Here is a 13,514-nt window from a genome sequence, read left to right on the forward strand (position 1 = left end):
TGATCCAAAACAGGATAATGCAATTTTGTGACCAATAAGTCACAGAAAAATACGACCGTTTCTAGGACGCCAAACACCCTTATTCTTGTGACCCGCATGCCAGACGCATTCCGTTGAAAAGCGAAAAAAATCAGAATGGATATCGAGTCAAAACGTAAAAGTGATCATTGCAGTGCAGGACATCGATGAGCACCCCAATCGTGCCCTCTTATCAGGCGGCATTTGAACGATGATTGAACGCTGACCGTGCAGCGCTATCGCGGCAAGCTAGGGTCTGACATCACAGCCCACGGACCAGACCATGACCACCACTTGCACCCGCCTGCTGGTTAACAAAGGCAACATCCACGAGTGCACGCTGCAGCAGGTACCCAGACTGCAAGAGCAAGACCTGCAGGACGGCGAGGTGCTGCTGGACATTGACCACTTCGCCTTCACAGCAAACAACATCACCTACGCAACGCTGGGCGACCGATTCGGCTACTGGGACTTCTTCCCGGCCGAAGCCCCCTGGGGCCAGGTGCCGGTGTGGGGGTTTGCCGATGTCAGCGCCAGCCGCCACCCGGACATTGCAGTTGGCACGCGGGTCTATGGATACCTGCCGATGGCCGGACAGCTGCGCGTCCGCCCTGGCAACCTCACCGCCAGCAGCTTCACCGACACGGCAGAGCACCGCAGTCACCTGGCGCTGGCCTATAACCAGTACCAGTTCACCGCCACCGATCCGGCGTATCGCCCGGAACTGGAAGCGCTGCAGATGCTGCTGCGCCCGTTGCTGCTGACCTCATTCCTGCTGGATGATTTTCTGCAGGAAACTGACTGCTTCGGCGCCGAGCAGATCATCCTGACCAGCGCCTCCAGCAAGACCGCGCTGGGCCTGGCATTCATGCTTCAGCACCAGCGCACCAGCAGAGGCGACAAGCCCCAACGCATCGTCGCCCTGACCTCCGCGGGCAACGTGAGCTTTGTCGCCGGGCTCGGCTACTACGATCAGACCATCGCCTACGACCAAATCGACCAGCTCGATGCATCAATCCCGAGCGTGCTTGTCGACTTCGCCGGCAACGGGGGGCTGTTGGCCGATGTACACACCCACCTGGGTGACAACCTGACATTCAGCTCGCTGGTTGGAGCCGCGCACTGGGATCAACGCAAAACGGAAAGGAACCTGCCCGGCGCCAAGCCCGAAGTCTTCTTTGCCCCCGGTTACTGGGCACAGCGCAGCAAGGCACTGGGCCCGGCCGAGCTAATGCAGCGGTTTGCCAGTCTGTGGATGCCGCTGACCCGATCGGTTGGCAGCTGGATGGAAATCAGAACAGCGGCAGGTGGGGAGGCTATCCGACAAGGCTATGTCGATACCCTTAATGGGCTGATCAGGCCGGAAACAGGAATGATAATGAAAACACTTAGCAAGTAGCGTGCCGCCTGACACCTCTTTATCACCCTCCTGGGTGAAAATGTGCATCAGATCGCTAGCGGTTTCACATTAGCCGAACCATACTTACCTCTGATGGATCGGCTCGCATCTCTGATCTCAGGAAGAAGTCGACAGGAGATGCAACGTGGTGACCATCCCTGCAAGGCTGCGGGGCGGGAATCGAACAGTACCCGTTATACGGAGCATGCAGGCCCATGAAGGCAGTGAAAGGGTTCACGCTGATCGAGGTCATGATCACAGTCGTGATCGTCGCCATCCTCGCAGCGATCGCCTACCCCAGCTATCGCCAGTACATCATTCGCTCAGACCGCGCGGCCGCGCAGTCGGTAATGATGGACATCGCCAATCGCGAACAGCAATTTCTGATGGCCAATCGGGCCTACGCCAGCAAGGCAACCGTGACCGCCTCAGGCTTCTCGCTCGACAGCGACCTGGCCAGCAAATACGACTGGGATATCACTGTCGGTACAGACGACGTGCCTTCTTTCACCATTACATTTACGCCCAAAGGCTCCCAAGCCAGCGATGTCACCCTGACGCTCAACCACCAGGGGGTCAAGACCCCTGCTGACAAGTGGTGACAGCCATGCCGCTCGTCATTCGCCACCGTCAATCCGGGCTGACCATGATCGAACTGCTGGTCACCGTCGTCATTCTGCTCGTTGGCCTGCTCGGCCTCGCTGGCCTGCAATCGCGTCTGCAGCAGTCGGAAGTAGAGTCCTATCAGCGGGCGCAGGCGCTGATTCTGCTCAATGACATGTCCAACCGCATCATGGCCAACCGCAACGCGGCCGCAGACTATGTCACCACCGCCGTCGGCGCCGGTGCCGCCTGCCCCGCAGCCGGCAGCACACGCAGCAGCCAGGACATCAACGCCTGGTGTCAGGCGCTCAGAGGCGCTGCCGAAACCATCGGCACCAGCGAAGTCGGCGCCATGATTGGCGGGCGCGGCTGTGTCGAAGACTTGGGCTCTGACACCTATATGGTGACCGTCGCCTGGCAGGGCATCATCCCGCTGCAAGCGCCTCCTGCCAGCGTCAGCTGCGGTCAGAACGCCTATAACGACACCGCCGCCTGCGCTAACGACCTGTGTCGTCGCACCGTGACCACCCTGGTGCGCATCGGTAACCTGGAGCCGTGAGCATGACCGCCAAATACAACGCCAACCAAAAGGGTTTCAGCCTCATTGAACTGATGGTCGCGGTCACCATCAGTCTGTTGATTTTTGCCGCCGTATTGCGTCTGTTCCTGGATATCGGTCGGACCAACGACGAGCTGTCCAAGACCAACGAACAGATAGAAAACGGCCGTTTCTCGATCCAGCTGCTGCAGCTGGATCTGATGCATGCCGGTTTCTGGGATGGCTATATTCCCGAGTACGACGACCCGGCCGCCACTGGCGGACTCCCTCCTGCGGCCACAGCAGCGGTGTGTGACTGGGAAGACACCGACACCTACAAATACGCCCTGCTCTCCACGCCCATACAAATTTTCCCCGACGTGCCAACCGGCTGCGGCGGCGTGATAACCGACAAGCTGGCCGATACCGACGTGATCGTTACCCGCCACGCCGATACCTGCGTGGCCGGCAGCGCAGGCTGCGAGGCCGATACCGCTGGCGAGCTGTATATCCAGGTCTCGCGTTGCGGCTCAGATACCGCGCGCTATGTCCTCGGCCAGACCGGAGATGCCACCTTTGACCTGCTCAAGCGGGACTGCAATCCCGCGGAGCTGGCCAGCAAGCGCCGCTTCGTCTCGCACATTTACTACATCAAGGACGAGGGCGGCATACCGACCCTGATGCGCTCAACGCTTGAGGATGACGGCGGAACACCCACATTCTCCACCCCGCAGGCTCTGATCGAGGGTATCGAATCACTGCGCGTGGAGCTGGGTATCGATGACTTCAACAGCCAGACCGGCGAGGCGGTGAACTACACCACCGGCGTGCGCGGTGATGGCGTGCCGGACCGCTATCTCAACACCGTCGACGATTGCACCAGCGGCTGCACCATCGACGACCTGGTCAACGCAACCAGCGCCAGCGTCTACGTCCTGGTGCGCAGCACCCAGGCCAGCCCGGGCTATACCGACACCAAGAGCTATCAGCTCGGGCCGTTCACCATCGATGCTGCCAACGACAACTTCAAGCGTCACGTGTTCAGCACCAACGTGCGCTTTCACAATATTTCCGGGCGCCGTGAGGTACCTGCCGCGTTCGCCGGCAGCAGCACCGAAACCGATCCCCCGACTGAAGAACCGACTCCCTGAGGAGCGACCATATGAAACGCATAGGTTCAACATCTCAACGCGGCGCCACCCTGCTGGTGGCCATGGTAATGCTCGTTCTGCTTACCCTTATGGTCAGCAGCGCCTTTACGCTGAGCACCACCAACCTGAAAGCAGTCAACAACATGCAGATGCGTGAAGAGGCCATGGCGGCAGCCAACAGCGCCATTGAGCTGGTGATCAGCTCGGCCTTCACCACCGCGCCCACAGCGCAGGATATCAATATCGACCTGAACAACAACGGCGCAGCCGACTACACCGTCAACGTCGCCACACCCCAGTGCGTGAGCTACACCCTCGCCGAGTCAGCTTCGGAGAGCAGCGTGACCCTGGGAGTCATGTCTGACAAGACCTGGGACACCCTCTGGGACATAACGGCAACGGTCAACGATGCAGCAAGCGGCACCAACCTGACGATGCGCCAGGGCGTTCTTGTACGCCTTAATGATGCGCAGAAAACCAACCTTTGCTCCTGAGTAAGAGCCTGGAGATCGCCATGAAAACGCGCGCAATGAAAGGGTGGCTGATCAGTGCCCTGCTCTGCCTCAGCCTGCCGACCCAGGCAGAGGATATCGATCTGTTCGTCGGCGTGCCGCCGGATGCAGCGGACGACCTGCCAAACGTCCTGTTTGTGGTCGACAACACCGCGAACTGGGGCAATGGCAACACGCCACAACCCTTCACCAACCTCAAGGCGGCATTGAGTAGCACCTTTGCCGGGCTGCCGACCGACAAGTTCCGGGTCGGCATCATGATGTTCAATGAAACCGGCAACCCGAACAGCAACGTCAGCGGCGGCTATGTGCGCGCGGCCATCCGCACCATGAACAGCACCAACAGCGCCACGTACGCGGCGATGATCAACAGCCTTGATCCGACCAACGACAAGGGTAACGGTGCTATCGGCAGCCTGGTCATGGCAGAAGCCTGGTATTACTTCACCGGCAAAAACGCCTACGCAGGTACCGAAAAGGAAAAGGCCGACTACAACGGCAACACGCGCAGCAACCTGAGCGCCGCATCCAGGGCCGTGTACGCCCTGCCAGGTAACGCACTGAACAACTTCAAGGCCGACCCCAAATACAACAGCCCGTTGGCCGCCAACTCCTGCGCCCGCAACTTCATCATCTATATCAGTAACGGCGCTTCCACCGACAATAACTCGGTGATCAAGGAGTCCAACCGCCGCTTGGCTCTGGAGCCGGGCAGTGATACCCGAACCATCCCGCTCTCACCTGCCGGCTTGCAGGACAACCCGATTGACGAGTGGGTGCGTTATATGAGCGACAGCACCCTCGATATCACCACCTACACCATCGACATCAACCCCGCTAGCACGGGTCAGGGTCCTGCCTGGAGTGCAGTCCTGCAAAGCATGGCCGACGTCAGCGGCGGCAAGCGCTTTGAGGTGCAGAGTAATAATGGCGGTGCACCTGCAGCAGACGACATCAAAAAGGCGATCGAGACCGCCCTGTCCGAAATCCAATCGGTTAACAGCGTATACGCCTCGGTAAGCTTGCCGGTCAGCGTCAACACCCAGGGCACTTATCTGAACCAGGTCTTTGTCGGGATGTTCCGTCCGGCCCAGAACGCCCTGCCGCGCTGGGATGGCAACCTCAAGCAGTATCGTCTGGGCTATCCGGCCGGCAGCACCCAGCTGGAAACTCTCGATGCCACCGGCGCCTCCGCCATTAACAGCTCCACCGGCTTTATCGCCGAGTGTGCCCGCAGCTACTGGACGCCCAGTACCGCAGATACATACTGGACCAATATCGAAGACCAGCAATGTCTGCCCGCCGAAACTGCGGGGATAAGCGCAGCCTCCAATACACCCGACGGCAACATGGTCGAAAAGGGTGGTCAGGGCTACAAGACACGTTCTACCAATCCGGCAAATCGCAACGTCTACGTTGAGGACATTACCGCGTCGACCACCGACGACGACCTGACACCGCTGACCTCAACCTCGCTCAGTGCTGCCGCGGTGGGGGCAGCGAACAACACCGAGCGCAACCTGATTCTCGACTGGATCCGCGGGCTCAACAACCGGGCCAGCGATCCAGACGATCTGGACAGTTTTATCAGCAGCCTCACCGCCATGCGTCCGTCCGTGCACGCAGACGTCGTGCATTCCAGACCGGTAGCCATCAACTTCGGCACCGACACCCAGCCTGACGTCACGGTGTTCTATGGCACCAATGACGGCTTGCTGCGGGCGGTTGACGGCGACCGCAATGGCGGCGAGGAGCGCTGGGCATTCCTGCCCCGGGAGTTCTACCCGCACATTAAGCGCCTGCGCGACAACACCCAGCAAATCTACTACCCCGGGCTGCAGATCGAAGAGGAAGGCAACCGCAAGAACTACGGTTTCGACGGTCCTATCGTCGCCTATCAGGCGAAAGATACTCCCACCGATCCCACCCTCGGCACCGCCTGGATCTTCGCATCCATGCGCCGAGGCGGCGAATCGATTTACGCCTTTGATGTGATTGACCCGGAATCACCAGTACTCAAGTGGCGCAAAGGCTGCTTCAACGGCACCTGTGACACCGGCCTGAGCGATCTTGGCCAGACCTGGGCAGCACCGACCATCGTCAAGGCTGCCGGCTATGAAAGCGGGCAGTCGCCGCTGCTGCTGGTCAGCGGTGGCTATGATCCGTGTGAAGACACCTTCCCGCATACCTGCAGTGCCAGCAACAAGGGCAACGCGGTCTACGTCATGGATGCCGACACAGGAGCAGTGCTCAAGTCCTTCGAAACTACACGGGGCGTGGTAGCCGACATTACGCCGGTCACCAACGGCAATGGCATGCTGATGTACGCCTACACTGCCGACATGGGCGGCAACGTCTATCGCCTCTCCGGCCAGAATGGCGCGCCCATCAACGAAACCCTGCCGGCCAACTGGGTCCTGACTCAGATCGCCTCACTGGGTTGCGACACCGCCACCAGCACCTGCAACAACCGGAACCGCAAGTTCCTGTACGCACCGGACGTGGTGCTGAAAAACAACACCTACTATCTGCTGCTGGGCTCCGGCGACCGGGAAAAACCACTCGGTGATGCATCAGAAGTCGACAACTACTTCTTCATGATTCAGGATCGTCCGACCGAGTCCACCTGGCTGACATCGGAAAACGCCAACTGCGGCGTCAACCGGCTGTGCCTCAACTCGCTGACGCCCATCGCATCAGAAGCAGACCCCAGCGCCGAAGCACTGGCCAGCACCAAAGGCTGGTATCTGTACCTGAACGAAGGCGAGCAGGTTGTCACCTCGGCCATCACCGTGTTCGGCATCACAACCTTCAGTACCAACCAGCCGACACCGGCAGAACCTGGCGAATGCACCAACAACCTGGGCACCGCACGCGTCTATAACGTGAGCTATGAAAATGCAGCTGCCGCGAACGACACCCGTAGCGCCCAGATCCCGGGCGGCGGCCTGCCACCCTCACCGGTCGCCGGCATGGTCCAGCTGGATGATGGTACTACCGTGCCGTTCATTATCGGTGGCGATGCGGACTCACCGCTCGCGGGCCGGGAACCGGAAACCCCCGGCACTACCGCGGTACCCAAGAGCCGGATCTACTGGAACCTGGAAGAATGAGCGCGCTCAATGCCAACCGCCCGACCCCGGCTGCCCAGCGCAGCCGCGGGTTCACCCTGATCGAACTGATGGTTACCATCACCGTCGCAGCGGTATTGCTGACCATCGCCCTGCCCTCGTTCGTCAACACCACACTGAACAGCAAGCTGCGCGCCACAGCCAATAATCTGTCAGCGGCCGTCATGCTGGCGCGTTCCGAGGCGATCAAGCGCAACGCGGCTACCCAGCTATGCCCCTCGGATAATGACAGCAGCTGCTCGGGCGACTGGGAAGACGGCTGGATCGTGATCGCCAGCGACAACACCGTGGTGCACCGCGAAGGTCCGGTCCCTGAAGGCTTCAAGGTCAACACGACTGCAACCACGCTGAGCTTCGATCCGAGCGGCGTCGGCTCAACGGCAGCAGACTTCACCATCTGCCGCGCCACCCCCAGCGTCGGCTCCCAGGAGCGCGTGGTCTCAGTCACCGCCACCGGCCGCCCCTCCGTCACCCGCACGGAAACCGGCAGCTGCAGCTGATTACCTGATCCCCCGCACGGCCACGACATGTCGTGGCCGCCACACCACATAGCCTTCCCCCCGCACACAATCCAACAACCCACACAAAACAACGACTTCCAGCTTCAAGCTTCAAGCTTCAAGCTTCAAGCTTCAAGCTTCAAGCCTCCAGCTTTGCCCTCCCCAGTGCTACCATCACACTCCAACCCCTAAACACGGCCAGGAGCCCTCGATGTGCGAACTGCTCGGCATGAGCGCCAATGTCCCGACCGACATCTGCTTCAGCTTTGCCGGCCTGATGCGCCGCGGCGGCGAGATCGGCCCGCACAGGGATGGCTGGGGCGTCGCCTTCTATGAGGGCAAGGGCCTGCGCTGCTTTCACGACGCCAACCCCTGCCACAGCTCCGCCATCGCCCGTCTGATCGAGCAATACCCGATCAAATCCGAGAACGTCATCTGCCATATCCGCCAGGCCAATGTCGGCGGCGTCAGCCTGGCCAACACCCACCCGTTCACCCGCGAGCTCTGGGGCCAATACTGGGCCTTTGCCCACAACGGCCAGTTGACCGACTTCACCCCGTCAACCGGGCCCTACACCGCCGTTGGCGATACCGACAGCGAACGCCTCTTCTGTCACCTGCTCAACACCCTGGCAAGCCGCTACACCGCACCGCCTGCGCTCGAAGCCCTGACCCACACACTCAGCGACTGCTGCGCCCCACTGCGCAAGCTTGGCGTCTGCAACCTGATGCTCAGCAATGGCGACTGGCTGTTCACCCTGTGTACCAGCAAACTCCACTGGATCACCCGCCGCGCACCATTCGGCCCGGCACAGCTCAGCGACCTGGAACTGGAAGTCGACTTCAAACAGCACACCACCGCCAACGACGTCGTCACCGTCATCGCCACCGAACCGCTGACCAGCAACGAACACTGGCAGGCCTATAAGCCAGGGGAATGGATGTTGTGGCGCAAGGGCGAGATCGTTCACAAAGGCGTGCTGCCAACCGGGCAGTGATCGGCAGCACAGCCCCCATAGATCCGCCTTGCCCAGGCCCCGGGCTTTTGCAATCATCGCCAACAGATACTCACGACAGGGAAAGCCCACCGAATGCCCACCTCGCCCCAAACCAGCAGCGCCATGGCCAGCCTGCGCAGCCGCATTCAGTCAGGCCAGTGCGTGATTGGCATCTACGGGCTGGGCTACGTCGGCCTGCCACTGGCGCTGCGCTTTGCCGAGGTCGGCATCCGGGTCATCGGCTTTGATATCGACCCAGCCAAGGTCACCAGTCTCAACAGCGGTCAAAGCTATATCGAGCGCATAACGGCCAGCGAAATCCAGCGTGCCAGAGCCGCAGGATTTATCGCCACCAGCGACTTTGCCCTCACCCGCGAGGTCGACGCCCAGATCATCTGCGTCCCGACCCCGCTGGACAGCCACCATCAGCCCGACCTCAGCTACGTCACCAATACCGTCGACGCCATACTGCCCTACTTCAGGGCGGGGCAACTGATGAGCCTGGAGAGCACCACCTGGCCGGGCACTACCGACGAACTGCTCGCGCCCCGGCTCACAGAGCGCGGTTTTACCCCCGGGCTGGACTGCGCGCTGGTCTACTCTCCCGAACGTGAAGACCCGGGCAACGCGCACTTCACCACCGCGCAGATTCCCAAAGTTATCGGCGGCATGACGCCACAATGCCTTGAACTCGGCACCGCCCTCTACGAAAAAGCCATCGAGCGCCTCGTGCCCGTCAGCACCACCCGCGCCGCCGAAATGACCAAGCTGCTGGAAAACATCCACCGGGCGGTCAATATTGGCCTGGTCAATGAAATGAAAATTGTCGCCGACCGCATGGGCATCGACATCCACGAAGTCATCAAGGCCGCCGCCACCAAACCGTTCGGCTTCGTGCCCTACACACCGGGCCCGGGGCTCGGCGGCCACTGCATCCCGATTGACCCGTTCTACCTGACCTGGAAGGCCAGGGAATACGGCGTCAACACCCGGTTTATCGAGCTGGCAGGCGAGATCAACCATTACATGCCGCACTGGGTCGTGCAGAAAGTCGCCGACGCCCTCAACAGCAAAAGCAAAGCCATCAACGGCAGCCGCATCCTGGTGCTCGGCCTCGCCTACAAAAAGAACATCGACGACACCCGGGAATCCCCCGCAGTGGAAATCATGTCACTGCTGCAGAACAAAGGTGCCATAGTCGCCTACGCAGACCCGCACGTACCCAGCTTCCCGCAGAAACGGGATTACCATTTCGACCTGCAGTCCGTCACCCTGACCGCCGAGACCATCGCCGCCTACGACTGCCTCGTCCTCGCCACCGACCACGACGCCTTCGACTACAGCGCGCTGCAACAATACGCGACCTTGATCGTCGACACCCGCGGCCGCCTGCAGGGGGAGAATGTGGTTAATGCGTGAGAGTAAGCGGTATACACCAATGGCAACATGAACCTATTGGCCTTACCTTCCACGCAAAATTGAAGCGCAGCCAACTAACCTGCAAGGACGCACCTTGAGTCAGCACATCAAGCAACTGCCGTATAATCCAAGCATTCAGGGCCTCAGAGCTGTAGCCATCATTCTGGTTCTGGCTGCGCACGCCGGAGTGCCCTTTCTTTACGGCGGGTTTATCGGAGTAGACGTCTTTTTTGTTATCTCCGGCTATCTGATAACGGGCCTGCTGATCACCGAAATTGAGAAGGAAGGAGAGCTATCACTATCACGCTTTTATGCCCGCCGACTAAAACGGCTGATGCCCGCATTGATGCTCATGCTGGTCGTCTCGGCAGCGGCAATATTTGCCTTAACTCCCGTCGCCGAACACCCCGCCCAAGCATCGGCCGCAGCAAGCGCCGCAGCCTGGGTCAGTAATTTTTACTTCATTTTTGCCGAACAGAACTATTTCGAGAGTACTTCTCTGGCGAATGCCTTTCTCCACACCTGGTCGCTCGGGGTGGAGGAGCAGTTCTATCTGCTTTGGCCCCTGATAGTCATGCTGGTCTGCACCCTTGCGAGCAAGTACCGCCTGCCGTTACTGCTGGCCATAAGCCTGCTAAGCCTAGCCTTATGCATGTGGCTTGCCCACAGCAACCCGGTCCAAGCCTTCTATCTTATGCCCGCACGCATCTGGCAGTTCGGTTTGGGCGCAATCACCTGGCTGCTGGCAAGACGGTCAGTATCACCTTCGTCCATCGTCACTTCGATACAGCTTGCCATGGGGCTTGCCGCCATTCTCGTCAGTGCAGTGTTAATCGGCGAAAACACACGTTACCCAGACTGGATAAGCCTTGTTCCAACCCTGGCAACATCGATCTGCCTGCTTGCGGTATCACCCGGCGCCCGCTGCACGGCCACAACGCCACTAGCTCGCGGCCCGCTCAAGTACATTGGCGATATATCGTATTCACTCTACCTGTGGCACTGGCCTGTGCTCGTCGTCGGCCAGCACCTCCTGACAGAGAAGACAGCTTACTCCCAGGCAGCACTGGTACTGACCGCATTCCTTCTTGCACACCTATCGTACCGATTGGTTGAGAATCCCATTCGGCAATACCAAAACGCAAGAGTCAGCCCCAAATGGCAAATTGTCGCCAGCCTTGTTGTTATCGTGCTGATCAATGTGCAGCTCATAAAGTGGCACAACAGCGCCACAGACCAAATCGCCGCCGAGGCCCCATCTGTTCTTGCCTTAGCCCGTTCAGACGCTCCAGAAATCTATCGCTATGGCTGCGATGACTGGTATGCATCCGCACAGGTAAAAACCTGCCACTTTGGCTCAAAGGAAGCCCCCAAGGTTGCTGTAGTTTGGGGGGACAGTATCGGGCTACAGTGGTTTCCTGCAATCAAGCAGGCACTTGACCTGGACAGCGGCGAATGGCGACTGGAAGTGATCACAAAATCCTCATGCCCAATAGTGGATCAGCCCATCTTTTACCAACGCATTGGGCGTATTTACACTGAGTGCAGCGAATGGAAGAAAGGTGCCGCTGCATACCTGAGTAAACTACAACCAGATCTAATTCTAATCGGCTCTGCGGGCAGCTATGATCTGACCACCGACCAGTGGGCAGAGGGAACCATACGGATTATTGAGGGCCAGCTCTCGTCGGCGAAGCAAATAGCAATAATCGCTCCAACTTACGGGCTTGCCTTCAACGGCGTCACCTGTCTTGAGGAACACGGAGGCATAGAACAAGTCCGGACGTTACCGCAAGATACTTGCACCTCGCCTGCCGATAACCCGCAAAGAGCAACTGCGATGACAGGATTAAAACTGGCCGTGGACTCACTACCCGGCGCAACCTTGATAGACCTGAACGACGCAGTATGCCCCGGCAAACGATGCGCAGCTCTACTAGATAGAGCCATTGTATTTAGAGACAACCAGCACCTCACCGCCAGTTTTGCGGCAAGTTTGGCGAACAATATGAGAGTCGCACTGGGCATGCCATAGCGCTAGACATATAACCCTATCGGTACAACACAAATACAGAGCGAAGGCACACTTGGATACTCCACGACGCCGCATACTCATCATCACCCGCAACCTGCCCCCCCTGGTGGGCGGCATGGAACGGCTGAACTGGCACATGGCGGATGAGCTGTCCAAATACTCGGATGTGAGAGTAATTGGGCCGGGCGGCTCGGCCGCTCAAAAGCCCGATAACGTACACATTGCCGAAGCGCCGCTTAAACCCTTACCACTATTTCTCATAATCGCGTTTATCAAAGGCCTGTGGACTGCCCTCCGCTGGCGGCCAGATATCATTCTTGCCGGCAGTGGGCTCACCGCACCCATAGCATGGATCCTTGGCAAGCTCGCCGGAGCCAAGTCTGCCGCTTACCTGCACGGCTTCGACATCACCGTGGACCATGCTGTATATCGAAGACTGTGGCGACCGACCTTCAAGCGGTTGGATCATGTCACCGTCAACAGCACCCCCACCAGACAACTGGCGTTAGCTGCAGGCGTGAACGAGGCGCAACTGAGTATCGTGTTCCCGGGCGTCAGCATTCCTGAAGCCCCGCAGCCTGCCGAGTGCATCGCCGAGTTCAGGGAAAAGCACGGCCTGACTGGAAAGAAAATCCTGCTATCGGTTGGCCGCCTTACTACCAGAAAAGGTCTGCGCGAATTTGTTGAACTGAGCCTGCCTGCAGTTGTAAACACAGAGCCTGATGCAATGCTCGTAGTGGTCGGAGAAGCGCCCAAAAACTCATTAGGTGCAGCAGTTCAAACAGTCGAAAGCATCAAGGCGGCCGCAGAAAAGGCTGGTGTCAGTGCAAACATCATTTTCCTGGGCGTCATCACCGACCCAACTGAACTGGCTACGGCCTATGAAGCGGCTGACGTGCACGTATTCCCTGTCCGCCATATTCCGGATGACCCTGAGGGCTTTGGGATGGTCGCTATCGAAGCTGCTGCGCATGGGCTACCGACGGTCGCATTTGCTACTGGAGGCATCGTCGATGCCTTACGCAATGGGATATCTGGTTATCTGGTAGCCATTGGTAATTACTGCGAAATGAGCGACCGTACATTACAGCTCCTGCTGCAGCCACTGGGCCAAGCGGACACTAGTGAATTTGCACAGAGTTTCGCTTGGAATAAGTTCGGCGAACGCGTGCATAAGGCCTTGGCTGCCCCTGATAGTAATGGAAACTGAA

General features: G+C 59.1%; 11 protein-coding genes. All 11 read left to right on the forward strand.

Going from position 1 to position 13,514, the window contains the following annotated elements; all coding sequences use genetic code 11:
- Window positions 1–301: 301 nt before the first annotated feature.
- Window positions 302–1,417, forward strand: a complete 1,116-nt coding sequence (locus O5O48_RS01100; RefSeq protein WP_269687914.1) for a DUF2855 family protein — start codon at window positions 302–304, stop codon at window positions 1,415–1,417.
- Between the two features lie 215 nt (window positions 1,418–1,632).
- The gene (locus O5O48_RS01105) at window positions 1,633–2,019 is read left to right on the forward strand and encodes a type IV pilin protein (protein WP_088277515.1); all 387 of its coding nucleotides are present in this window, start codon (window positions 1,633–1,635) and stop codon (window positions 2,017–2,019) included.
- 5 nt (window positions 2,020–2,024) lie between these two features.
- Window positions 2,025–2,579, forward strand: coding sequence for a type IV pilus modification PilV family protein (locus O5O48_RS01110; RefSeq protein WP_088277517.1), 555 nt, complete (start codon window positions 2,025–2,027; stop codon window positions 2,577–2,579).
- Between the two features lie 2 nt (window positions 2,580–2,581).
- A complete protein-coding gene (locus O5O48_RS01115; protein WP_269687915.1) occupies window positions 2,582–3,709 on the forward strand; it encodes a PilW family protein in 1,128 nt (375 codons plus the stop codon).
- Window positions 3,710–3,720: 11 nt separating this feature from the next.
- Window positions 3,721–4,203, forward strand: coding sequence for a pilus assembly PilX family protein (locus O5O48_RS01120; RefSeq protein WP_088277519.1), 483 nt, complete (start codon window positions 3,721–3,723; stop codon window positions 4,201–4,203).
- A 20-nt stretch (window positions 4,204–4,223) separates the two neighbouring features.
- Complete coding sequence (locus O5O48_RS01125; RefSeq protein WP_269687916.1) at window positions 4,224–7,334, forward strand: pilus assembly protein; 3,111 nt, start codon at window positions 4,224–4,226, stop codon at window positions 7,332–7,334.
- On the forward strand, window positions 7,331–7,852 hold the full coding sequence (locus O5O48_RS01130; RefSeq protein ID WP_269687917.1) for a GspH/FimT family pseudopilin: 522 nt from the start codon (window positions 7,331–7,333) through the stop codon (window positions 7,850–7,852). Before O5O48_RS01125 ends, O5O48_RS01130 begins: the two co-directional genes overlap by 4 nt.
- A 211-nt stretch (window positions 7,853–8,063) precedes the next feature.
- Entirely contained in the window at window positions 8,064–8,849 is a 786-nt protein-coding gene (locus tag O5O48_RS01135) for a class II glutamine amidotransferase (RefSeq protein ID WP_269687918.1), read from the forward strand.
- Window positions 8,850–8,942: 93 nt separating this feature from the next.
- Complete coding sequence (locus tag O5O48_RS01140; RefSeq protein ID WP_434006950.1) at window positions 8,943–10,268, forward strand: nucleotide sugar dehydrogenase; 1,326 nt, start codon at window positions 8,943–8,945, stop codon at window positions 10,266–10,268.
- A 94-nt stretch (window positions 10,269–10,362) separates the two neighbouring features.
- Entirely contained in the window at window positions 10,363–12,303 is a 1,941-nt protein-coding gene (locus O5O48_RS01145) for an acyltransferase family protein (protein WP_269687919.1), read from the forward strand.
- Between the two features lie 115 nt (window positions 12,304–12,418).
- Window positions 12,419–13,513, forward strand: coding sequence for a glycosyltransferase family 4 protein (locus tag O5O48_RS01150; protein WP_269687920.1), 1,095 nt, complete (start codon window positions 12,419–12,421; stop codon window positions 13,511–13,513).
- Window position 13,514 lies beyond the last annotated feature (1 nt).

Origin of the sequence: Halopseudomonas sp. MFKK-1, from assembly GCF_027474385.1 — a bacterium.
Taxonomy (GTDB): Bacteria; Pseudomonadota; Gammaproteobacteria; order Pseudomonadales; family Pseudomonadaceae; genus Halopseudomonas; species Halopseudomonas aestusnigri.